We start from the raw sequence: 23,026 nt of genomic DNA, 5'->3' as shown, positions 1-23,026 counted from the left end.
TACCGCTGGCACCCTGCTTGGACACGAGGAAGGCTTGCACATGAATAAGCGTTTTGAGGGCAAAGTCGTCATTGTCACCGGCGCCGGATCCGGCATCGGCGAGGCAGCGGCGCGGGGCTTCGTTGCCGAAGGAGCCACTGTTGTCCTGACCGACACCGTGGCTGAGAAAATCACCGCCTCCGTCGCCGCCCTGCCCGAGGGCACGGCCACGGCCGTCGTCGCCGATTCCGCCAACTGGGACGATGTCCGCAAGCTCGTCGAGGACACCGTACAGCAGCACGGGCACCTGGACGTCCTGGTAAACAACGCCGGCACGCTGACCAACGGGCCGGTCGAAGAGACCGCCGTTGAGGAATGGCACCGGATCATTGAGACCGACCTTTCGGGCGTCTTCTACGGCACCAAGGCCGCTATCCCGCACCTGATCGAATCCAAGGGCTGCATCGTCAACACCTCCTCCGTCTCCGGCATGGCTGCCGACTGGAACATGAGTGCCTACAACGCGGCCAAGGGCGGGGTCAACAACTTCACCCGCGCGGTGGCCCTGGACCACGGCAAGGACGGGGTCCGCGTGAACGCCGTAGCGCCGGGCCTGATCTGGACCGACCTGGTCGAGGACAAAAAGGACGACGAAGAGCAGAAGGCAAAGTTCGCCGAACGGATTGCCCTGGGCCGCCCGGGCCAGCCGGACGAGGTAGCGGATGCGATCCTGTTCCTGGCCTCCGACGCCGCCCGGTTCATCACCGGCGCGATCCTGCCCGTCGACGGCGGCACCACGGCGAGCAACGGCCAGCCGCAGCAGGCTTAAGGGGCACGCCCGCGGAGGTCAGCGCAGGTGCGAGGCGCCGTTGACGTCGATCACCGTACCGCTGACCCACTCCGGAGCGGCCGTGGCGAGCCAGGCTACGGTCGCAGCCACTTCCTCCGGCTCCGCGACCCGGTTGAACGGACTCTGCGCCCGGATGGCTGCGCCGCTGGCACCCTCCAACGCGGGGCGGCCCATCCGGGTGTCCACGAATCCCGGTGCGACGGCGGCGGAGAAGATCCCATGCGGCGCCAGCGCCACGGCAAGGGACTGGGTAAGGGAGTGCAGCCCGGCCTTGCTGGCGCCGTAGGCCGGGTTCTCCGGTTCCCCGCGGTACGCGCCGCGAGATCCCACATTCACCAGCCGTCCGCCCGCCGGACCCGCGGGCCGCTCAATCAGATGCCCGGCCATCAGCCGGCAGAGGTTTGCCGGTGCCACCAGATTGATGTCGATGGTCTGCCGCCACGCCTCCTGCCAATCGGCAAAGGACCCGGACGTCACCGGCTGGGCCCGGAAGATGCCCGCGTTGTTCACCAGGACGTGCAGGCCGCCGAGCTGGTCCACGGCCTCGGCGAAGACCCGTTCGCACTCCGCGGGGGAGGACAGATCCCCGACGACGACGGCGTGGCCCTTCCCTGGCAGCGCATCGGCAACCCGGCGGGCGGCGTCGGCGTCGTGTCCGGCGTGCACCGCCACGGTATGGCCGGCCTCTGCGAGGGCGGCTGCAATTGCTGCTCCGATGCCCCGGCCAGCGCCGGTGACCAATGCGTTTGTACTCATCGCCCGAGCGTACCCGCAGGCCCTACGGCACGGCGGAACGTGATGCCTCAAGGGCGCGGATCAGGGTTGCCGCGTCGTAGGGGCCGTGGTGCCTGCGGCGCCCGATGAAAAAGGTTGGAGTTCCGTGCAGGTCCATTGACTCGGCGTCCAGGGCATCGTCCAGCACGCGGTTGCTGACCTCTGCCGAGCGCAGGTCCGCTTCGAACCGGTCCATGTCCAGGCCCAGGCTTTCCGCCGCACGCAGCAGGTCTTCCGGGAGGAGGTTGTCCTGGTTCTCGAAAAGATGCGCGCTGTAATCCCGGAAGCGCCCCTGCCGGCCCGCGGCCTCTGCGGCCTCGGCGGCTGCAACGGCATTGGGATGGACCCGGGACAGCGGCAGATGGCGCCAGACATAGCGCAGGTCGGCACCGAAATACTCGCGCACTTCCATGATGGTCCCCGTGGCCCGGCTGCAGAACGGGCACTCGTAGTCCCCGTATTCCACGAGGGTCAACGGAGCGTCTGCAGGTCCCACCACGTGGTCGCGGGCCGGATCCACCGGCCGGGCCAGCACCTCACCCGGGGGAACGGCAGGGCGCCTTCCCTCCACTGCCCGGAAGATGGTGCTCCCCGTGGCGAACGCCAGAAGCGATCCGGCCAGGACCGCCACCCGTGCTTCGTTCTGCACCGCTGGGTCCTCGATGGCGAGGCCGATGATGAACAGGGCGATGGTGAATCCGATGCCGGACAGGGCAGCGCCGCCGGCGATGCGGCCCAGCGTCAGGCCGGGCCCGAACTCGCCGATCCGCAGCCGGTGCAGCACCGCGGCAGCACCGAAAATGCCGATGAACTTTCCCAGTACCAGGCCGCAGACAATGCCCCAGGCCAGCGGGGAGCGCAGGGCTAATTCCAACGTTGGCCCGTCCAGTCTCACTCCGGCGTTGGCGAGGGCGAATACGGGCAGGATCAGGTAATCCACGTACGGCGTGTATGCACTGTGCAGGCGTTCGTTGATGGAGAGGGACTCCCGCACGCCGTGCACCGCAGCCCGGGCGTACCGGGAATTCGGTGACTGGCGGAAAACACGGGTCAGCTCCAACGCATGTTCCACGTCCCGCCGTGCGGGTGGAAACACCGGGACCATCAGGGCAATGCCGACGCCGGCCAGCGTCGGATGCACTCCCGAGGCGTAAAAGGCCAGCCACACCAGGACTGCCAGCACGGCGTAGGCGCCGCCCCGACCGTACGGCAAGCGGCGGGTCAGCGCGACGGCGGCGAGCCCGGCGAAGGCCAGCAGCAACGGCACCGGTTCCAGATGATCGGTATAGACCAGGGCAATGATGCTGAGCGCGGCAACGTCGTCGACCACCGCCAGGGTCAGCAGGAAGATCCGCAGCCTGCCGGGAACCCGAGGTCCTGCAACGGCCAGTGCGCCCAGCAGAAACGCGGTGTCGGTGGAAATGACCACGCCCCACGCGGCGGCATTTTCCGTTCCGGCCGTGAACAGCAGGAAGACTGCAGCGGGCACGGCAATGCCGGCGGCCGCCGCGACCACCGGAATCACGGCCCGGGACCGGTTGGTCAGCTCGCCCAGGGCAAATTCCCGCCGCACCTCGAGCCCCACTACGAAAAAGAACACGGCCATGAGCGCGTCGTTGACCACTTCCCGGGCAGTCAACTCCAGAATCATGCTGCCGGCGCGCACCTCGACGGTGGTTTCCCAGAAGTGCTCATAGGTACCGGAAAACGGTGCGTTGGCCCACAGCACCGCCGCGATGGTAGCCAGCAGCAGCAGGGCGGCGGGGCGTTTTTCCGCATCGCCCGGGCCGGTGGCAGCCGTGGTGGCAATACGCTGCGGGCGGGCCGGCATCGCTACACCTGCGCGGGCACGGGCTGCACCAGCTTCCGGCGCAGGCGGCCAACCAGTTCGGAGGTGAGCCCGCCGGAACGCAGCACCGCGGCCGCGCCGCCCGCCCTGGAATCCAGGGTTGCCAGCATCGACCGCATGGCGGCCGGGTGGGCCGCCAGTACGGGATGATCCACGGGGATGTCATAACCGCCGCTGAGCTCGGTCAGCCCCATCCGGCGGTAGACCTCGGGAAGCCGGGCCTGGGTCCGGGCATAGTCCTCGACGACGGCCTCCGGTTCCGCACCCAGCACCGCCAGCAGTGCTGCGGCGAACAGACCCGTGCGGTCCTTGCCGGCGGCACAGTGGAAAAGCACGGCACCGGGGGAGTTGGCCACGGCCTGCAGGCCGCGCACCAGGGCCTCTTTCTGCGCGACGAAAATCCTGGCGTACCACTGGCCTACCTGCTCGGGGGAGCTGACCGACTTCAGGAGCTGCCCCGCCAGTTCCGGCGGGGCGTCCATGGAATCGGTCAGGGGCAGGGCCAGATACTGCACCGGATGGTCTGCGGACGGGCCCCGTCCGGTGCGTTCCGCCTCGTCGGCGGAGCGCAGATCGATGATGGTGCACAGGCCCGCCTCCACAAGTTCGGCTACCTGCTCCGCGGTGGTGGTCGCGACGTCGTCGGCCCTGAGCACCAGGCCGGTGCGGATCTTTCCGCCGTCCACTGGAATCCCGCCCAGATCCCGCAGGTTCGCCAGCGGAGACGGGGCAGGAATGATGGGTTTCGGCATGGCAGGTTTCCTCCCGGGTGCCATCCGCCGGGGCGTGGCCGACGGCGTTTGTCGGCACCATCTTAGGCACGATCCCTACGTGTGCGCCGACACCCAACTATGAGGCACGGCTCACAGGGCGATAGGGTGAGTTCGATCTCGTTCTCTGAAAGGCTTTCCATGCACCGTCGCATCTCCCATCCCGGACTCCAGCAACTCGTTATGACCGCCGAGCAGGCAGCGGCCATGATCCGCCCGGGAATGACCGTGGCGATGAGTGGTTTTACCGGCGCCGGCTATCCCAAGGCCGTTCCGCAGGCGCTCGCCGCCCAGATGGAAGCAGCACACGCAAAGGGAGAGGATTTCCAGATCAAGGTCCTCACGGGCGCCTCGACGGCCCCGGAACTCGACGGCGTGCTGGCCAAGGCCGGCGGCATGGAACTGCGACTGCCCTACCAGTCCGATCCCACGCTGCGGAAGCGGATCAACGACGGCGAACTCGAGTACATCGACATCCACCTCGGGCACGTGGCCCAGTACACCTGGTTCGGGTTCTACGGGCACGTGGACCTGGCCGTGATCGAGGTAGTCGGCATCAACGAGGACGGCAGCCTCATCCCGTCCTCCTCCGTGGGCAACAACAAGACCTGGCTTGAGCAGGCAGACAAGGTCATCATCGAGGTGAACCGCCAGCAGCCGGAAGCCATGGACGGCATGCATGACGTTTACTACGGCACCGCGCTGCCCCCGCACCGCAAGCCCATCATGCTGGTGAACCCGGATGACCGCATCGGGGAGCCTTACCTGCGTCTGGACCCGGAGAAGGTCATTGCCGTGGTCGAGACGGACGCGCCGGACCGCATGACTCCGTTCGCAGCGCCGGATGAAACCTCGCAGCAGATCGCCGGGCACCTGCTGGACTTCTTCGACTCCGAAATCAAGGCCGGCCGGCTGACCAACAAGCTCCTCCCGCTGCAGTCGGGGGTGGGCAACATCGCCAACGCCGTGCTCGCCGGACTCTCCACCGCCGGTTACACCGGGCTCACGGCCTACACCGAAGTGATCCAGGACGGCATGCTGCACCTGATCCGCGACGGCGTGATCCGGGTGGCCTCCGCAACATCCTTCTCCCTCAGCCCGGCGGGCATCGAGGAATTCAACTCGAACATCGACTTTTACCGCAAGCGCATCATCCTGCGGACCCAGGAGATCTCCAACCACCCCGAACTGATCCGCCGGCTGGGCTGCATTGCCATGAACGGGATGATCGAAGCTGACATCTACGGAAACGTGAACTCCACCCACGTGGCCGGTACGGCCATGATGAACGGCATCGGCGGCTCCGGGGACTTTGCCCGCAACGGCTTCCTCTCCGCCTTTATGTCCCCGAGCACGGCCAAGGGCGGGAAGATTTCCGGGATTGTGCCCATGGCCGCCCACGTGGATCACACCGAACACGACACGATGCTCATCATCACCGAGCGGGGCCTGGCGGATCTGCGCGGCCTTTCGCCCAAGCAGCGCGCCCGCGTCATCATCGAGAAGTGCGCGCACCCGGACTTCCAGCCGCTGCTGCAGGACTACTTCGAACGCGCCAGCCGGGACAGCCTGGGCAAGCACACCCCGCATCTGCTGGACGAGTCCCTGTCCTTCCACCAGCGGTTCGTGGAAACGGGAACCAGCCTGCCGGAGCCCGCGGGCCTTTAGCGCACCTGCGCGGGGGCCCTAGCTCCCGCGCAGCCGGTCCAGTTCGCGGCGGTCCTTTTTCGTGGGCCGGCCGGCGCCCCGGTCCCGTACCGGAATACCGAGCGCCGGAGCCGCGGGACGGGCGGGCGTGGAGTCAATAAAGCAGTGCGACGCCGCCTCGGCACCGACGCGTTTGGCGATCAGCTGCCGTACCTCGAGGATCCGTTCAAAGCCGGGCTGCCGGATCCGGACGGTGTCCCCGGGCTGCACCGGCTGCGCGGCCTTGGCCGGATTGCCGTTCAACCGGACATGGCCGGCGCGGCACGCGGCGGTGGCCGCGGACCGGGTTTTATAGGCGCGGACCGCCCACAGCCAGGCGTCCACCCGGACGGTTTTGGAAGTGCTCGCTGGAATGCTCATGGGAGTTCCGAGTCTAGCGAAGTCCGCGCAGCCGGGCGGCGTCTTCCAGCGCCTGCTGCTGCTCGGGGCTCACTATGGACCCGACGACGACGGCGTCCCCGCCGACTGCCCGTGCTGCGGCATCCGGTGCGGCGGCCAGCAGGCCGCGCACCTCGGCGGGCGTGTAGGGGACCGGAACCCGGGTATGTGCCACGGCGTGGCATGTGGGGCACAGGGGCACCAGGTCCGAGACCGGATCCAATGCGTAGCCGCCGGGCAGGTCCGGGCCCGGCACCAGATGATGGACCTGCATCAGCGCTTCGGTTCCCGGACCGTACCGCTGCGAAGGGACCAGACCGCAGGCCGCACAGCAATTGCCGTGGAACGCCAGGCACAGCCGGCGGGCCTCGGCGTCGTGCTCGTAGGCGTTAGTGCGCTGCAGGCCCAGTGCTTCGGCAGCCATCGTGCCCGGGGGAGGGCTCAGCGGATCGGGTTCGACGCCGAGGAATCCCGACCACAGCCGCCGCAGTGCCGGCACGGAACCTGACGGTACGGGCACGGCGCCGCCGGCCCGGGGCAGGTTCGGCACGTCTTCCTCGAGGAGTGACGCCGGCACTTGCTCGCCCAGGGGCAGCAGCCGGTCGAAGTCCACCGTCACGGCGTCCGCGGTGCCGGCGGTGTCTCCAGGGCCGGGCGGGACAACCACGCCGTGGCCCACCAGTCCCCGCTGCACACCCTGGCTGCCGCACAGCAGAAGCCATACCTCGGTTCCGGCAAGCGGCGGGCAGCCGGTCATCAGGGGCATGCTCCGGCGGAAGGTTCCGCCGTCGTTCACTGCCGCTACTGCCGGACCGTAACCGCCGGGCCAGGGATCCGGGAGGTCCGGATTCCACTCAAGAAGGACTGATGCCACCGGTTAGCGGGGCTGGTAGGTGAGGCAGTCAGCGAGTTCCGCGCCGGGACCCACCCGTACATCACGGGCGTCGCACATGAGGTGGTCATTGAACCGGCACTCATTGCGCTGGCACGCACCCACCTGGGCGAGGACCTTGGGCAGCCCGCCGGTGGCTGATGTGTCAATGAATGTGGCGCAGCTGGCGTGATCGGGCGAGCCGCCCACCGTGATCGCGTAGGCGGTGCATCCCTCATGGTTGAAGTCGCAGCTGGATACGGTGCAGTCCTGCACATGGGCAACGTGGTCGGTCATGGTTCCTCCAAAAGGCGGTCATTCGTTCCGTGCCTGGCTTCGAACGTACCACCGCGGTGCGCGAATAATTAGCGCGAATTTCCCTGCCCTATTTGGCCGGTTTGGCCGGTGCCGTCCGGTTGGGTAGAACGGAAGGATGACCGCAACGCAGGCCCCGGGCTCCGCCGACGAATTCCAGCTCGCAGCGCAGGCGCAGGGCCTGGCCCTGGACGCCGCCCAGCTGGCCGTCCTTCCGGCGCTTGCCGCGGCTGCCGCGGCGGCCCGATCCGCCGAACCCGCGCCCGACAATACCTCCGTCTACCTCTGGGGTCCGCCGGGGCGGGGGAAGACCTGGCTGCTGGACACATTGTTCGACTCCGTGGATATCCCGCAGAAACGGCGGCTGCATTTCCACGACTTCTTCCGTGAACTCCATGCACTCGTCTTTGCCGGTTACGGAAACCGCGGCTACCGGCAGGATTCGGCCTTCGCCGCGGCGCTGGACCAGATGCTGGGCCGGGTCCGGCTGCTGTGCTTTGACGAATTCCATGTCAAGGACCCGGCAGACGCAGCCTTCATTACCCGACTGCTCCGCACCGTACTGGACCGCGGCATCGTGCTCGTGGCGACATCCAACTACGCGCCGCAGGAGCTGCTTCCGGACGAGATGTTCCACCATCTCTTTGAACCCGGCATTGCACTGATTACCGGACACCTGCAGGTCCTGGAGCTGGACGGGGACACGGATTACCGTGCCGTCGCAGGGCCTCGGAACGCGTCCGGTTTCGCCGCCGGGTATCACCTGCGCAGCAACGACGACGGGCTGCTTGCCGTAGCCGGGCTGATCCCGCCCGGCGCAGCGGAAGGACTGCAGCTGACACCGGGCACCCGGACGCTGGAGGCCCTGCGGGCGGACGGCGGGCAGCTGTGGTTCGATTTCGAGGACCTGTGCCATGCGCAGTCGGCCACCTCCGACTACCTGCAGTTGGCGCAGACGCACCGGCACTGGGTGATCAGCGGCGTGCCGCCGCTCGGAGGATCGAATCCCTACGGCTGGCAGCGCTTCGGCAACGTCGTGGACGTGCTCTACGACGCCGGCTGCCGTCTGGACGTCATCGGGATGCCGGATTACGACGGCGTGTTTCCCGGGATAGCCCACCCAACGGATCTGGCGCGGATCCGCAGCCGGTTCGGGATGCTGCAGCAGCTGCCCGCAGCCGCAAGCTAACTACCGCGTCCCGCTGTTAGCGCCCGCTGTCAGTTCCGGCATCGGCCGCGTCCTGGGCGTCGGTGAGCTTTTGCCGGGCCTTTTCCGCCGTCCGCCGGGCGGCACGGGCCGCGCGCCGGGCATGGTCCCGCTCGCGTTCCAGCTTCCCGGAACGCCGGTCCACGGTTGCGACCTCCCGCTCGAGCTGCCGAATCCGCTCCCGCAGTTCGTCGATCTCATCCGTGAGCTCGTCCCGGCGGCCGGCGGACTCATCCACTTCCCGCTGGGCGGCGTCCAGCGCTTCCTGCGCCCGGTGCTCGGCGGCTGCCGCTTCCTCCAGGTCCGCCTGCGCCTTCCGGACGGCACGCCGGGCCTCGGCCTGCCGCAGGCGGACCGCGGCGCTGTCCCGGCTCCCGCCCTTGTCCTTCACTGCCCCGACCCGGCCTGGCCCCGCCCCGGGCCCCGCCCCGGACCCCGTCCTGCCGCCGGCACCGTGGGTTATCGAGTCCGGGTCGGCAACGGCACCGTCCAGGTCCACCTCTTCCCACCCGCTGGCCGCGAGGGAACGGACCAGCTGCCCGCTGGCCACGGCGTCCGCCGCCGAGGGGTCCGTCATCGCGGCCCAGAGCGTCTGTTCGGCTTCCGCCGCCAAGGATTCGCTGACCGGGTGGTCCAGCTCGGAGGCCAGGTCCCGGGCCTGGCGGACAATAGCGCGCAGCAGCCGCTGGCGTTCGGTGCTTAGGCGGCGCAGCTGCTTCTGGTCCAAGTCCTCCTGGGCTTCGCGCAGCGCCGCTCCCAGCTCCAGCACCTGTTCCAGATCCTCCCGCCGCCGGTGCGCCAGCAGATTAACCAGCCAGGCCGCCGTCGAGGGCTTTGGCAGTGCCTTGATGCGTTTGGCCAGATCCTTGTCCCCGGCCCGCCCGGCGTCGGCGGCGGCGGCGTTGCGAGCGGCGGTGAATTCAGACGGCAGCAGCGCGTAGAGCCCGACGACGGCGGCACCCAGCGACGGCGGGGGCTGCGGATCCGCACTGCTCACCCGAAGACACCAAACCGGCCCAGCGCCACCACCAGCGAGAGCATCATCAGAATGACACCCAGGGCGATGCGGTTGCGTTCACCGCGCCGAACGTGGACCAGGACGGCCAATGCCATCAGGACGGTCAGCGCGGATGCAGCTATCGGTGTCAGTACGGGCACCATGCCGGTCGCCTCGGGAATAACCAGTCCGGCCGCTCCAAGGACTTCGAGGACGCCGATCAGTTTCACGGTGGCCGGGGAAAAGTCCTCGGGCCAGCGAAGGTTCTCCCGGACACGTGCATAGCCCTGGAAGATCTTTACGAAGCCGACTCCGGCAAATAGAAGTGCCAACAGCAGTTGAACAAGCCATAAGACCAGAGACAGCATGGGTACCTAAGCGACTTTCTGTGTACGGGCAGGAGTCAGCACATTAGAACAGAGTGGAACCAGTGGAACCAGTGGAACCATCACAACCCAAGGATGGTCTGCCGTCGGGGAACTGCGCAACAACGGGCGTGGCGTAGCGCAGGTCGCTCAGAACCCGGCAACGGGACGGGGACGGTAGAACTCCTCGAGGGCGCTGAACTCCTCTTCGGTGAGCTGGATGTCCAAGGCCTGGATGTTGTCATCCAGATGGGACGCGGCCGTGGCGCCGATCAACGGAGCCGTGACCACCGGGTTGGCCAGGACCCAGGCCAGGGCGACCTGAGCCCGGGTGGCGCCGAGCCCCTCTGCTACGTTCCCCACTGCATCGGTGATGCTGCGGTCCACTTCCTCGTTGCCCCCGTAGAGCATGTGGCCCAGCTCGTCGTAGTCCTGCCGGACCGTCCTCGTTCCCCAGGGCCGGGCCAGGCGCCCACGCGCCAGCGGGGAATAGGGCAGCGCCCCGATGCCCCGGTCCGCGCAGAGCGGGTACATTTCCCGCTCCTCTTCCCGGTAGAGGAGGTTGTAGTGATCCTGCATGGTGACGAACTGCGCCCAACCGTGCTGTTCCTGCAGGCAGAGGGCTTTCGAGAACTGCCAGGCGTGCATGCTCGAGGCGCCCAGATACCGGACCTTGCCGTCCCGGACCAGCTGGTCCAGGGTCTCCAGCGTTTCTTCGAGCGGCGTGGTGCCGTCCCAGCGGTGCACCTGGTAAAGGTCGATGTAGTCCGTGCCCAGGCGCCGCAGGCTCTGCTCCACCTGCCACAGGATGTGTTTGCGGGATAGCCCCCATCCATTGGGGCCCGGCCCCATCTCGCCGTGCACCTTGCTGGCGATCACGACTTCTTCCCGCCGGCAGTATTCCGCAACGGCAGCTCCGAGGATTTCCTCGCTGTGGCCGGCGGAATACACGTTCGCGGTGTCGAAGAAATTGATGCCCAGTTCCACCGCGTGCCGCAGCAGGGACTTGGCCTCGTCCTCGCGGATGGTCCATCCGTGCGCGCCGCGGTCCGGATTGCCGAAGCCCAGGCAGCCCAGCCCAATGACCGAAACAGTTGCCCCTGACTTGCCGAGCTTGGCGTATGTCATCGAGTTCATCCGCTGGCCTCCGCTGCTGCAGTGCGGGTTCATTACCGCATGATGCTACCGGGACGCGGCCCCGCTCCGGTAGGCAGGAGGCCCGAGGACTCCCGGCAGCGGCCGTTGCGGTCCTATACTGGCGCACATGGTCGCCGGAACAGGTACCGCAATTCGATTCTTGGCAAATGAAGCATTGGTGCTGCCGCCGCTGCATGAGCTGGCGGGTGTCGCTAAAGTGGCACAGCCCCGGGAAGGCCGGCGCACGGAAGTCAGGTATGACACCCCGGACGGTTCCCTCCGCAGACGCGGTTTCAGCCTCTCCCGGCACACGGACGACGACGGCGGTACGCGCTGGGAGCGCAGCGCACCCTCTGTGGAGCCTGCGGTCCGGGCCAGCACCACTTCCGGACCCGGTGAAGGGGTTCCGGCGGAACTGGTGGAGGACCTCCAAGCCGTGCTTCGGGGCCGGGAACCGGTGCCTGTTCAGACCCTTGTCACGCGCTATCTGGAGTATGACCTGCTGGACAGTGCGGGCACTGTGCTCGCCAGCGTCACTGATGAAAGCACCAAAACAGAGGGCACCGGAGCCGAACCCGACGGCCCGGACCGGCGGGTCTGGGCCGTCGCTTCCGCCGGCGGGGCGTCGGGCAAGGAGGCGGAAACCATGTTCCTCGCTGCCGGCGCGGTGCCGGCGGGCCCGGAAGGGGAGGGGGGACAGGACACGGTGCGGCACCCGAAGGGGGCCGGCGCGGGAAACGGGAGTGCTCCGGAGGGAATCGATGCCGGCTTCCTGGACGCTCGAAGCCCGGTAGCGCTGCTGCTGCTGGAGTATCTGCGCGAACAGTTCGAAGAGCTGCTGCGCCACGATCCGCGTGTGCGGCGGGGGGACGCTGACGGCATCCACAAGATGAGGGTTGCCACCAGGAGGCTGCGCTCGGCCCTCTCCAGCTACCGCAGCATCATGGACCCCGAGCCGGGGCGCTCGCTGCGCGGGGAGCTGCGGTGGCTCGCCCGGGTATTGGGGAAGGCCCGGGATGCGCAGGTGATGCGGCACCGGCTCCAGCAGCTGATTGCCGCTGAACCCGCAGACCTGGTGATGGGCCCGGTTGCCGCCCGCGTGGACGAGGAACTGCTCCATGACTATCGGGAGGCTTACGGACACGTCCGCGAAGCACTGCACTCCCAGCGGTACTTCCAGGCATTGGACGGACTCGAAGCGCTGCTGGACAGCCCGTTCTGGACGGAAACGGCCAGGGAACCGGCAGGCCCCGCCGCTGCCCGGATCATCCGGCGGGACCGGAAAAGGCTGCACCGCCGGGTACGGTCCACACGCACATTGACGGGCGACGATTACGCGGAAGCGCTCCATGACGCTCGCAAGGATGCCAAGCAGCTGCGCTACGCAGCCGAAGTCTGGGCACCCGTGCAACCGAAGGAAGCGAAAGAAATGGTGGACGCAGCCGAGCATGTGCAGAAAGTCCTTGGTGAGCACCAGGACAGCGTGGTGACGCAGGCCTATCTGCGGCGTATGGGGGCAACGGCGTTGGCCGCCGGTGAGAACGGCTTCACCTACGGGCGGCTGCATGCCTTGGAGCAGGCCTCTGCCCAGTCGGCCCAGGAGCGCTTTGCCCACGCTTGGAAAGGCTTCCCGTCCAGCCCCTGAGGGAGGGAATCGCATGGAATCGCCCTGGGCGCCGCTGCGCCGGCGGATGTTCCTCATCCTGTGGCTTGCCCAGCTGGGGTCCAACATCGGCACCTGGATGCAGACCGTCGGAGCCCAGTGGTTCCTGGTGGAGAACAGCGAAAATCCTGCCCTTGTATCCCTGGTCCAGACTGCGAACCTCGCACCGTCACTTCTGCTGGGCCTCATTGCCGGGGTGCTGGCGGACGCCTTCAACCGGCGCCGGCTGATCCTGGGCGCCAACATCTTCGCTGCCGGCGCTGCTACCGTGCTGACGGTCGTGGCCGCACTGGGCCTGCTGGACCCGGATTCGCTCCTGCTCTACACCTTCCTTATCGGCTCCGGCATGGCGCTGAGCGCCCCAGCATGGCAGGCCATCACCCCTGCACTGGTGCCACGGAAAGAGATCCAGGCGGCCGCGGCGCTCGGCAGCGTGGCAATGAACACGGCGCGTGCCGTTGGTCCCGCCATCGCCGGTCTGCTGGTGGCCCTGACCGGTCCGGCCTTTGTGTTCGGGCTGAACGCTCTGTCCTTCGTGGGCACCTCCATTGCGATCTACAGTTGGCGGGCACCCGAGAGGGATCCGGACGAACGCGAACACGTGGCAGAGGCGCTCGCCGCTGGTATCCGCTACATTCGTGCTGCCCCGCTCATCCGACGGATCCTCCTGCGGTCCGGCCTGTTCATTTTTCCCGCCAGCGCCCTCTATGCGCTGCTGCCCGTTGCCGCCAACGGCCATCTTGGCCTGGGCTCGGCAGGATACGGGCTGCTGCTCGGGGCGCTGGGTATCGGCGCCGTGCTGGGTGTCCTGCTCCTGCCGCGGCTCCGGACCGTCCTGAAGGACAACACACTGCTGGGCATCAGCGCCGTGGTCTTCGCGGCCGGGACCTTCGCCTCGGGATACCTGCCCGCATGGGCCGTTGCCGTGCTGTTGGTCTTCGCGGGGTTCGCCTGGATCTCCACGTTCTCCACCTTGAACGCCGCTATGCAGCTGACCCTGCCGGAATGGGTGCGTGCCCGCGGCCTGTCCGTGTATCTGATGGTCGCCGCCGGCACGCAGGCCGTGGGCGCTGTTTTCTGGGGATCAGGTGCCACCGGTGCCGGCTACGCTCCTACCCTGGCTTTTGCCGCCGGCGTGCTGCTGGTGACCGGGGCCAGCGTCGTGGTGCTTCCGCTGCTGCCCCGCACCGGACGCCTGGACCGCAGCGTAGCCGGCACGGAACTGCAGCTCCCCGCCGGTGCGGAACCGAAACCCGGTGCCGGGCCGGTGACGGTCTTGATCTCCTACGAGGTGCCCGCAGACCGGAATGACGAGTTCGTGGAGGCCATGCACAAAGTCCGGCTGTCCCGCATGCGCACCGGTGCCACGGACTGGGAGCTGGTGCACTCGGTCACTGACCGGGATCAGTTCCGGGAGATCTATGACGTGCCGACCTGGCGGGAGTACCTGCGGCAGGAACAGACGCGGACTACGGGGGAGGACCGCCGGATCATCCAGGCCGCATGGGACCTGGCCGAAGTGCAACCGCGGGTCCGCTGGTTCCTCCCCGCCTCCGCTTGAGCGTTCGGCCCGGCGGCAGTGCAACGGATAGACTGGGACCCGGTTCGAAGGCCGTTTCCGCGGCGGGCCGGCGCGTCGGTAGCGATGCGCTGAAAACGATGCAGTGAACAAACCATTAGTTGAGGTATTTTGCGAGATTTTAGTGCACGCCTGGCCACTGCCGAGGAGATCGCCAACTGGGATAAGCACGTGCTGGCCAACCCCGGCGGCGGCAATGTCCTCCAGTCAGCGTCCTTCGCGGAAGTGAAGTCCCACCACGGCTGGAATCCCGTCTACCTCGCCTTCACCGGACCCGATTACGTGACCTACACGCTGGCGATCGAGAAAAAGGTCCCGGTCCTGGGCAGCCTCTGGTACCTCATCAAGGGTCCCGACGTCGCCGCCCCCGAAGACGTGCCGCTGGTGGTGAACGCGCTGACCCGGTTCATCAAGGAGACCCGCCGCAAGGTCTTCGCGATCAAGGTCGAGCCGGACATCGTGGACAGCGAAGAGGTCCAGGCCCTGTTCACGGGGGCCGGATTCATTAAGACATTCAACCTGCAGCCCAACGACTCCACGGCGCTGCTGGACACTACGCCTGACGAGGAGCAGCTGCTCAAGAACCTCTCCTCCCGCGGCCGGAACGCAGTCCGCCGGGCCATCCGTGAAGGCGCCGACGTCCGCCGGGTCGAGCCGACCGAAGAAAACATGCGGACCATGTACCGCCTGATGGCGCACATCGAGGACCGCTCCGCGGCACGGCTGCGTTCCTACGAGTACTACCACCGGTTCTGGTCCAACTTCGTTGCCGCCGGTCAGGGGCGCTTCTACTTTGCGTTCGAGGACGGGGAGCCCACTGTGGGTGCCTTCGTGATTGCCTACGGGAACAAGGGCACGTACAAGGACGGCGGGTCCAAGCCGCGGCGCTCCCAGTACGGGGATTCGCACCTGGTCCAGTGGACCGCGATCACCGAACTCAAGAAGGAATGCGGCATCGTCCAGTACGACTTCTGCGGCACACCACCGAGTAACCAGCTCAAGGATAAGAGCCACCCGCACCACGGGCTGGGTCTGTTCAAGACCAGCTTCTCCAAGACGGTCACGGATTTCGTTGGGTGCTACGACTTCGTTGTGGACCCGGTCCGCTATCGGATCTGGAACACCATCGGCGAACGCGTGGCGCGGCAGATTTACTGGCGCCGCCACCAGCAGCCGTTCTACTAAGCAGCAGTTCCACCAGGCAATAACCCGGGCGGGTCCCGGAACAGGCGAAAGGGTGAACCCTTGGAGAACACATCCGATCCGGGTGGGCGCAAGCCCGGATCGAATCCGGATTCGGCACCGAATCCGGACCCGGTTGCGGGGCCCATTCCGTTGATCAGCGTGCCGGCCCGCCGGCGGGCGGAGCCCGCAAAGGGGCAGCCGGAGCGCCCTGAGCAGGGGAAGGCCCAGCCGGAGAACCCGAAGGCTGGCAGTGCCCAGGCAGGGAAGCCGCAGGCCCAGGCAGGGAAGCCACAGGCCCAGCGGGCGAAGTCCGGCAAGGGGCCCCGGCCGGGGCAAGGCGCGGCCGGGCGGTCTTTGCGGCCGGCGGCAAAGGCGCCGACGCCGCAGTCGAAGGCTCCGAGGCAGCCGACCGCCGGCATGGACATGCCCACCGCTGCCCTGCGCAGCACCCGGCCCAAGCCGCCTCCTCCCACCACATCAGTAATCCGCCCGGCCGGTTCCAAGGCGCTTCGGCCGCCGACGGGCCGCATGCGGACCACGGCCGACCCGCGTGAGAAACGGCCGGCTCGCACGCGCAAAACCGTTCCGCCGGGAACGGTGCCGCTGGCGTCCACAACCGTCCGTGCGGACCGCTCGTCCGCTGCGGCGCGGCGCATGCTGCGCAGGCTGGTCCAGGGGGAGAATCCGCCCACCCAGGCCATGTCCATTGTGGAGCGGCTGGCAGGCAGCCCCTATGCCAACCCCATGGTGCGCACCGGCGGGCCGGACGCGAATGCCCGCAAGACCCTGGACCTGGCCCTCGGCATGGCCGAAACCATGTTCCGCTACGGTGCCGGCGCGCTGGAGGTGGAAACCGCCATCATCGCGGTGACGGCCGCATTCGGGTTGGAAAGCATCGAAGTGGACATCACCAACCAGTCGGTGCTGCTCAATTACTCTCCGAAGGACCAGACCCCCATCACGGTGATGCGCGTGGTCCGTTCCTGGACGAACAACTATGCCGGGCTCGGCCTGGTCCACCAGCTGGTCACCGAAATCATCGACGGCGGGCTCTCCCGCGCCGAGGCGGCCAACCGGCTCAACGAGATCACGCAGCGGCCGAAGCCGTTCCCGCGCTGGGCGGTGACGGTGTCCGCGGGGGTGTTCGCGGCGGCCATCGTCGGGTTTATCGGCGGCGGCCCGCTCGCGTCACTGGTGGGCTTCGCCGGCACGGTGATGGTGAGCCTGCTCCAGCGGGTGCTGGGCAGGTGGCGGGTCCCGGACTTCTTTACGACGGCGGCCAGCGGTTTTGTGGTCACGGCGATGGCAATGCTGTTCTGGTCCATGGAGGTGCCGATTTCCCCCGGCATTGTCGTTGCGGGCGGAATCCTGCTGATGCTGCCCACCGGGCGTCTGGTCTCGGCGGTGCAGGATGCGATCAACGGGTTCCCGGTTACGGCGTCGGGCCGGTTCCTGTCCGCGTTCCTGACCTTCGGCGCCCTGGTGGCCGGTATCGCCGTCGCGCTGGTAATGGGTGCGTTGATGGGCATGGGCCGGTTGAACGTTACGGACGTGACCTCGTCGCAGTACTCCTTCCCGGTGACCCTGCTGTTGTTGGCCGTTGCGCTGGGAACCATCTGCATTGTCGAACAGTCCCCGCGCCGGCTGGTGCTGCCCACGGTGCTGATCGGCACCGTCGGTTTCCTGGTCTACCAGCTGGCGGAGGCAGGCGGCATGGGGCCGCGCCTGACACCGGCGGTGTCTGCCATCTTCATCGGCATGGTGGCCCGCATCGTTGCCCTGCGGATGGGGGCCCCGCAGCTGATCGTGGCGGTGCCGGCCGTACTGTTCCTCTTCCCGGGGCTGGCGATCTTCCGGTCCATGTACGGCCTGAGCATCGGCACCGACGAGATGTACCAGGGCGTGGTGGGCCTGTTTGACGCGCTCACCGTCATTCTGGCCATCTCCGGAGGCGTGGTGCTCGGCGACAACCTGGGCCGGCCCTTCACCCGGAACCTCAACGGCAACGACCGCCGCAACCGGCGGCGCTAGCAGCCCCCCGAAAAGACAAAAGCCCGGCCCGCTGATGAAGCGGGCCGGGCTTTTTGCCGTCCGGGCTAAAGAATCTTGCCCACCGGCGTGCGCTTTTCGGCCTGGAAGACGTCTTCGGTGCGCCCCGCAGCCCAGTAGCCGGAAAGCGAGACCTGCCGGCGTTCCAGTCCCCGGTGGCTGAACAAGACATCGCGCAGGGACTTCATGGCCTCCCGCTCGCCATGTGCAAAGACCTGCACGGTTCCGTCCCGCCAGGGCGCCGCCGAAACGGCGTCGGTCAGCATCCGGCTCCGGCCGGCGGGGATGTCCCCGCGGTACAGCCAGGTCAGCTCCACGCCCGCAGGTTTCGGCACCGGCTGGCGGTCGGCGGGGCCGGCGACTTCGATGAACGCCTGCCCGACGGCGTCCTGCGGCAGCGCATGGAGCACGGTGGCAGCTGCGGGGAGGGCTGATTCATCGACGGCCAGCAGATACCAGTCGGCGTCGGGATCGGGGTTGAAGGCGCCGCCGGGGCCGGAGAAGGTCAAGGGTTCGCCCGGCTGTGCCGACGCCGCCCACGGCCCGGCCAGGCCTTCATCTCCGTGGACTACGAAGTCGATGCTGATTTCGCGTGCTTCAAGATCCACGTTCCGGACCGTGTAGGTGCGGGACACCGGCCAGTGTTCCCGGTCGCTCCGCGCCCGAATGGTGTCCAGGTCCTCGGTGCCGTCAATCGGGCGGCCCTGCGGGCCAAACCAGATCTTGCAGTAGGCATCGGCGCAACTGTTGGGCTGGAACCGGTCGAAGCCGGGTCCGCCGGCAACCACCCGCACCATATGCTCGCTGATCTGCTCCCGGCGGAGAACCTCAAGGGTCAGCAGGGGGCGCTGGCGCCGGGGAGCAGGAGAGTCCGGCTCCTGCTGGCGCGGGGAAGTCATTGGTTCGGACATGGGTGTCTCCTAGGAAAGGGCCTGTAACTACCGTATCGCGCCGCTCTTACCGCTCCCCGCGAAGCCGCCAGTCCACGGGCTCGGCACCCTGCTGCGCGAGCAGTTCGTTAACCCGGCTGAACGGCCGGGAGCCGAAGAACCCGCGTGAGGCCGACAGCGGGCTGGGATGCGCCGATTCGACGGTGGGCGTGCCGCCGAGGAACGGGATAATGCCTTGGGCGTCCCGGCCCCACAGGACGGCGACCAGGGGAACGCGCGTGCCGTCCGGGCGGCGGCGGGCGGCCAGTGCCCGCACGGCGAGTTCAGTGATTTCCTCCCACCCCCGTTTCCGGTGTGAGCCTGCTTCCCCGGCACGCACCGTGAGTACGCGGTTCATCAGGACCACACCCTGATCCGCCCAGGCGCTGAGGTCCCCGGAGGGGCAGGGGCTGATTCCCAGATCGGCGTTGAGCTCGGTGAAGATGTTGTTCAGGCTTCGGGGAAGCGGACGTACGCCCTTCCCCACGGAGAAGGAGAGGCCCACGGCATGCCCGGGGGTGGGGTAGGGGTCCTGGCCAACGATCAGAACGCGGGCGCTGGCCAACGGACGTTGGAAGACGCGCAGGATGTTGCCGGGTGCGGGCAGGATGCGCTGTCCGGCGCGGCGCTCCGCCTCCAGTTCGGCTGCTATTTCTTCCAGGCGCGTCTTCACCGGGGCCAGCACGTCGGCCCAATCGGGAGCCATGAGGTCCTCAAAGCGTGCGGGTGCAGCGAAGGGGAAAGGGGTATTTTCCTCCGGTGCGGCTTCGCCGGTGTAGGAAAAAAGCTGGGGTTCGTCTGTGGTCACTGGTCCATTTTGTCACCGGTGCGTTTGCGGTGTCTTGCCGGGGACGTCCTAAATGACAAGCCTGTTATTCCCAATTAGCATGGGCGGTAGATATATACAGGGATCTTTTTGGGAGTGAATGTGGCGGAATCGGCCGAAGCCGAGCGGTTTTCCCTCGATGACGCAGTGGACCCGGAGAGCCCGTTGGGTGCCCAGGAACAGCAGATGCTTGCGTTGGAACGGGCGTGGTGGAAATACGCCGGCGCCAAGGAACAGGCCATCAAGGACCTCTTCGGGATGTCGGCCACGAGGTACTACCAGGTCCTGAATGCCCTGATTGATACCGAGGAAGCCCTCGCCCATGATCCGATGCTGGTCAAACGATTGCGTAGACTACGTACGACCCGCCAGCGTGCCCGTACCGCCCGCCGCCTGGGCACCGGCGTTTAGCGCCGGTTCCCTCCAATGTTGGCGGCCCAGCATGCGGCGCCATCAGAACAAGGATTGAAACTCCACAATGAGCCAATACCCTCGGGACGAGTTCGACAAGGTCCCTGAAACGTCCGCGCGGCAGGGCGTGCACCGCGAACGCCTCATTCCCTCGCGTTCGAACGGGCTGGGGCTGCTGATCACCGTGGGTGTGTTGGCTCTGCTGATCGGCCTGGCAGCCTACTTTGTGCTGCCGCGGCTGGGTATCGGTACGGGCTCCACTGATCCGTCTGCGGCGGCACAGGCTCCGGCGCCTGCTTCCGCGTCCGCCTCAGCTGCAGCCACTCCGACTCCCGAGGTGGAGTCCGACGCCGCCTCGCCGAGTCCAACTCCGGCATCCACTCCGACTCCCTCTCCGACGCCGACGCCGACTGTGCCGGCGATCGACCGTACCCAGCCGGTGGCAGTGTTCAATGCCAGCGGCGTCACCGGACTTGGTGCCAGCGTTTCCGGCCGGATGACCGCTGCAGGGTGGCCCGTGGGAACCGTGGCTAACTGGGCCGGCGCACCCCAGCAGGGATCCGGCGTTTACTTCAGCTCACCGGAGCTGGCCGCAAATGCGCAGGAAATCGGCGCGCAACTGGGGATTCCGGCTCTGGAAACGCCCGGCTTCACCGGTGTCACCGTGGTCCTGGGCCCCGGATACCGGTAAACCGGGCTCGGGTAAAAAGACCATAACGTTATCTCCACCCCTGTATGTGATCGGCATCACCGTGGTTAGAGTGATGCCAGCCGGTTTGCGCCGCTGACCTTGGCCTCCCTTGGGAACCGACAGAGGCGCCGGATCCGGCGCCTCCGGCGTCCAAGCATGCCGCCGGAGGGCGGCACTGGAATCTAGGTTGGAGAAAGATCATGGCGCAGGGGATCGTCAAGTGGTTCAACGGTGAAAAAGGGTACGGCTTTATTACCCTCGACGAGGCGGAGACGGACGTGTTCGTCCACTGGTCAGCCATCCAGGCATCCGGTTACCGGACGCTGGAAGAAGGTCAACGGGTTGAGTTTGAAATCGGCCAGGGCCAGAAGGGTCCGCAGGCCGAGGAAGTCCGGGCACTGTAGGCCACTTTAAGGAACATCTTCCCGGCTTGGGGGCGGGATCGGCAGCGGCGGAGCCTCGGCTCCGCCGCTGCTTTTGCATTCGCCCGCCGGCAGCGGCCGGGAACGCTGTGAACCGGATGGCATGTCGGCGTGATCGCTTGCACTCAGTGTGTGGGAGTGCTAATTATTGACTTAGCACTCTTGCCGGATGACTGCTAAATGTCCGACGGTGTTGAGTGAACAAGCAACCCACTGGGGTGAGGAACGGGGAGCGCGTAAAGAGATCGCGCTATCCGGGCCGTCCGTCGCGGGCACTCCAGCCAGGAATGCAACATTTTGCTCCAAGCATGACTGTTCCGGAAGGACGATAGCCGTTATGGCCAAGATCATTGCATTTGAAGAAGAGGCACGCCGCGGCCTCGAGCGCGGGTTGAACATCCTCGCCGACGCCGTCAAGGTGACCCTCGGCCCGCGTGGCCGCAACGTGGTCCTCGAAAAGAAGTGGGGCGCCCCCACGATCACCAATGACGGCGTTTCCATCGCCAAGGAGATCGAGCTGGACGATCCCTACGAGAAGATCGGCGCAGAGCTGGTCAAGGAAGTTGCCAAGAAGACTGACGATGTTGCCGGTGACGGCACCACCACGGCAACTGTCCTCGCCCAGGCATTGGTCAGGGAAGGCCTGCGCAACGTTGCCGCCGGCGCCGATCCGCTGAGCCTGAAGCGCGGCATCGAGAAGGCTGTTGCCGCCGTTACCGCCGAACTGATTGCATCTGCCAAGGAAATCGAAACCAAGGAGCAGATCGCCGCTACGGCTTCCATCTCCGCCGGTGACCAGCAGATCGGCGACCTGATCGCCGAAGCACTGGACAAGGTGGGCAAGGAAGGCGTCATCACGGTCGAGGAGTCCAACACCTTCGGCCTGGAACTGGAACTCACCGAAGGCATGCGCTTCGACAAGGGTTACATCTCCGGTTACTTCGTCACCGACGCCGAGCGCCAGGAAACGGTCCTTGAGGATCCGTACATCCTGATCGTCAACTCGAAGATCTCCAACGTCAAGGATCTCGTTGCCGTCCTCGAGAAGGTCATGCAGTCCGGCAAGCCGCTGCTGATCATCGCCGAAGATGTTGAGGGCGAAGCCCTGGCAACCCTGGTGGTCAACAAGATCCGCGGCACCTTCAAGTCCGTAGCCGTCAAGGCACCGGGCTTCGGTGACCGCCGCAAGGCACAGCTGGCCGACATCGCCATCCTCACCGGTGGCCAGGTCATCGCCGAAGAGGTTGGCCTGAAGCTGGAAAACGCCACGCTGGACCTGCTGGGCAAGGCCCGCAAGGTTGTTGTCACCAAGGACGAAACCACCATCGTGGAAGGCGCAGGCGACGCTGAAGAGATCGCCGGCCGCGTCAACCAGATCCGTGCCGAAATCGAGAACTCCGATTCGGATTACGACCGCGAGAAGCTGCAGGAACGCCTGGCCAAGCTGGCCGGCGGCGTTGCAGTCATCAAGGCCGGTGCGGCAACCGAGGTTGAGCTGAAGGAACGCAAGCACCGCATTGAGGACGCTGTCCGCAACGCAAAGGCTGCCGTTGAAGAAGGCATCGTCGCCGGTGGCGGCGTGGCCCTCATCCAGGCCGGCCTCAAGGCCTTCGCCAACCTGTCCCTCGAGGGCGACGAAGCAACGGGCGCCAACATCGTCCGCGTTGCCATCGACGCTCCGCTGAAGCAGATCGCCTTCAACGCCGGCATGGAGCCGGGCGTTGTTGTGGACAAGGTCCGCGGCCTGCCCGAGGGCTTTGGCCTGAACGCAGCAACCGGCGAGTACGAAGACCTGCTGGCTGCCGGCATCAACGACCCGGTAAAGGTAACGCGCTCTGCCCTGCAGAACGCAGCTTCCATCGCCGGCCTGTTCCTGACCACCGAAGCAGTGGTTGCAGACAAGCCGGAGAAGTCGGCCCCCGCCATGGGCGGCGCTGACGAGATGGCCGGCATGGGCGGCATGGGCGGCTTCTAAGCCCCCGCAGCTCTTGCCTAAAGCGTAAGTAAGAGGCGGGGGGGCCCCCCCCCCGGGGGGGGCGCGAGGGTAATTAAACGCACGCCCCCCCCCCCGC

At 67.0% G+C, this 23,026-nt stretch carries 22 protein-coding genes; 11 read left to right on the top strand and 11 right to left on the bottom strand.

Translation table 11 applies throughout. From position 1 onward, the window contains the following. Nucleotides 1-40 precede the first annotated feature (40 nt). A complete protein-coding gene (locus tag LOC56_RS13685) occupies nt 41-808 on the top strand; it encodes an SDR family NAD(P)-dependent oxidoreductase (protein ID WP_229952835.1) in 768 nt (255 codons plus the stop codon). Between the two features lie 18 nt (nt 809-826). Here the strand turns inward: LOC56_RS13685 and LOC56_RS13680 are convergent, their stop codons facing one another. The 3 genes from LOC56_RS13680 to LOC56_RS13670 are packed head-to-tail and all read right to left on the bottom strand — an operon-like array spanning nt 827 to nt 4,204. Then, on the bottom strand, nt 827-1,585 hold the full coding sequence (locus LOC56_RS13680; RefSeq protein WP_229952834.1) for an SDR family NAD(P)-dependent oxidoreductase: 759 nt from the start codon (nt 1,583-1,585) through the stop codon (nt 827-829). Nucleotides 1,586-1,607: 22 nt separating this feature from the next. Next, nucleotides 1,608-3,434, bottom strand: a complete 1,827-nt coding sequence (gene nhaA / locus LOC56_RS13675; RefSeq protein WP_229952833.1) for a Na+/H+ antiporter NhaA — start codon at nt 3,432-3,434, stop codon at nt 1,608-1,610. Nucleotides 3,435-3,436: 2 nt separating this feature from the next. Next, nucleotides 3,437-4,204, bottom strand: coding sequence for a tyrosine-protein phosphatase (locus tag LOC56_RS13670; protein ID WP_229952832.1), 768 nt, complete (start codon nt 4,202-4,204; stop codon nt 3,437-3,439). 159 nt (nt 4,205-4,363) lie between these two features. On the opposite strand from LOC56_RS13670, the gene LOC56_RS13665 reads away from it, so the two are divergent. After that, complete coding sequence (locus LOC56_RS13665) at nt 4,364-5,890, top strand: acetyl-CoA hydrolase/transferase family protein (protein WP_229952831.1); 1,527 nt, start codon at nt 4,364-4,366, stop codon at nt 5,888-5,890. A gap of 18 nt (nt 5,891-5,908) precedes the next feature. Here LOC56_RS13665 and LOC56_RS13660 read toward each other — a convergent pair whose 3' ends face one another. From LOC56_RS13660 to LOC56_RS13650, 3 genes are read right to left on the bottom strand one after another with little or no spacing between them, the layout of a single operon-like run. Next, nucleotides 5,909-6,289, bottom strand: a complete 381-nt coding sequence (locus LOC56_RS13660; RefSeq protein ID WP_229952830.1) for an RNA-binding S4 domain-containing protein — start codon at nt 6,287-6,289, stop codon at nt 5,909-5,911. A 13-nt stretch (nt 6,290-6,302) separates the two neighbouring features. Then, entirely contained in the window at nt 6,303-7,181 is an 879-nt protein-coding gene (locus tag LOC56_RS13655; RefSeq protein ID WP_229952829.1) for an HNH endonuclease, read from the bottom strand. 3 nt (nt 7,182-7,184) lie between these two features. Next, nucleotides 7,185-7,475 carry a DUF1540 domain-containing protein gene (locus LOC56_RS13650; protein ID WP_229952828.1) on the bottom strand — a complete coding sequence of 97 codons (291 nt, stop codon included), beginning with the start codon at nt 7,473-7,475 and terminating at the stop codon, nt 7,185-7,187. A gap of 136 nt (nt 7,476-7,611) precedes the next feature. Here LOC56_RS13650 and zapE point away from each other — a divergent pair, with 136 nt between their 5' ends. After that, nucleotides 7,612-8,682, top strand: coding sequence for a cell division protein ZapE (gene zapE / locus LOC56_RS13645; protein WP_229952827.1), 1,071 nt, complete (start codon nt 7,612-7,614; stop codon nt 8,680-8,682). A gap of 16 nt (nt 8,683-8,698) precedes the next feature. Here the strand turns inward: zapE and LOC56_RS13640 are convergent, their stop codons facing one another. From LOC56_RS13640 to LOC56_RS13630, 3 genes are all read right to left on the bottom strand, one after another. After that, on the bottom strand, nt 8,699-9,697 hold the full coding sequence (locus tag LOC56_RS13640; RefSeq protein ID WP_229952826.1) for a hypothetical protein: 999 nt from the start codon (nt 9,695-9,697) through the stop codon (nt 8,699-8,701). Beyond that, on the bottom strand, nt 9,694-10,065 hold the full coding sequence (locus tag LOC56_RS13635) for a DoxX family protein (protein ID WP_229952825.1): 372 nt from the start codon (nt 10,063-10,065) through the stop codon (nt 9,694-9,696). Before LOC56_RS13635 ends, LOC56_RS13640 begins: the two co-directional genes overlap by 4 nt. Before the next feature lie 147 nt (nt 10,066-10,212). Next, complete coding sequence (locus LOC56_RS13630) at nt 10,213-11,190, bottom strand: aldo/keto reductase (RefSeq protein WP_229952879.1); 978 nt, start codon at nt 11,188-11,190, stop codon at nt 10,213-10,215. Nucleotides 11,191-11,359: 169 nt separating this feature from the next. On the opposite strand from LOC56_RS13630, the gene LOC56_RS13625 reads away from it, so the two are divergent. From LOC56_RS13625 to LOC56_RS13610, 4 genes are all read left to right on the top strand, one after another. Next, the gene (locus LOC56_RS13625) at nt 11,360-12,844 is read left to right on the top strand and encodes a CYTH and CHAD domain-containing protein (protein ID WP_229952824.1); all 1,485 of its coding nucleotides are present in this window, start codon (nt 11,360-11,362) and stop codon (nt 12,842-12,844) included. Nucleotides 12,845-12,857: 13 nt separating this feature from the next. Then, nucleotides 12,858-14,423: an MFS transporter gene (locus LOC56_RS13620; RefSeq protein WP_229952823.1), complete on the top strand. Its 1,566-nt coding sequence runs from the start codon at nt 12,858-12,860 to the stop codon at nt 14,421-14,423. Nucleotides 14,424-14,552: 129 nt separating this feature from the next. Then, entirely contained in the window at nt 14,553-15,626 is a 1,074-nt protein-coding gene (locus LOC56_RS13615; RefSeq protein ID WP_229952822.1) for a lipid II:glycine glycyltransferase FemX, read from the top strand. 417 nt (nt 15,627-16,043) lie between these two features. Then, nucleotides 16,044-17,657 carry a threonine/serine ThrE exporter family protein gene (locus LOC56_RS13610; protein WP_331460950.1) on the top strand — a complete coding sequence of 538 codons (1,614 nt, stop codon included), beginning with the start codon at nt 16,044-16,046 and terminating at the stop codon, nt 17,655-17,657. Nucleotides 17,658-17,722: 65 nt separating this feature from the next. Here the strand turns inward: LOC56_RS13610 and LOC56_RS13605 are convergent, their stop codons facing one another. Next, the gene (locus tag LOC56_RS13605) at nt 17,723-18,586 is read right to left on the bottom strand and encodes a siderophore-interacting protein (protein WP_229952821.1); all 864 of its coding nucleotides are present in this window, start codon (nt 18,584-18,586) and stop codon (nt 17,723-17,725) included. A 46-nt stretch (nt 18,587-18,632) separates the two neighbouring features. Next, nucleotides 18,633-19,412, bottom strand: a complete 780-nt coding sequence (locus LOC56_RS13600) for a uracil-DNA glycosylase (protein WP_442860108.1) — start codon at nt 19,410-19,412, stop codon at nt 18,633-18,635. Between the two features lie 165 nt (nt 19,413-19,577). Here LOC56_RS13600 and LOC56_RS13595 point away from each other — a divergent pair, with 165 nt between their 5' ends. The 4 genes from LOC56_RS13595 (at nt 19,578) to groL (ending at nt 22,929) form a co-directional block, all read left to right on the top strand. Then, nucleotides 19,578-19,841 (top strand): DUF3263 domain-containing protein, encoded by a 264-nt coding sequence (locus LOC56_RS13595; protein ID WP_370646466.1) that lies wholly within the window; start codon nt 19,578-19,580, stop codon nt 19,839-19,841. Nucleotides 19,842-19,908: 67 nt separating this feature from the next. After that, nucleotides 19,909-20,532: a LytR C-terminal domain-containing protein gene (locus tag LOC56_RS16220; protein WP_269437997.1), complete on the top strand. Its 624-nt coding sequence runs from the start codon at nt 19,909-19,911 to the stop codon at nt 20,530-20,532. Nucleotides 20,533-20,732: 200 nt separating this feature from the next. Next, nucleotides 20,733-20,936 carry a cold-shock protein gene (locus LOC56_RS13585; protein WP_227922942.1) on the top strand — a complete coding sequence of 68 codons (204 nt, stop codon included), beginning with the start codon at nt 20,733-20,735 and terminating at the stop codon, nt 20,934-20,936. Nucleotides 20,937-21,291: 355 nt separating this feature from the next. Further along, the gene (gene groL / locus LOC56_RS13580; RefSeq protein ID WP_227922944.1) at nt 21,292-22,929 is read left to right on the top strand and encodes a chaperonin GroEL; all 1,638 of its coding nucleotides are present in this window, start codon (nt 21,292-21,294) and stop codon (nt 22,927-22,929) included. Nucleotides 22,930-23,026: the final 97 nt, after the last annotated feature.

The organism is Arthrobacter sp. zg-Y179, assembly GCF_020907345.1.
GTDB lineage: Bacteria > Actinomycetota > Actinomycetes > Actinomycetales > Micrococcaceae > Arthrobacter_B > Arthrobacter_B jinronghuae.
Note: the sequence above shows the minus strand (reverse complement) of the source record. Positions and strands in the feature narration are given on the sequence as shown.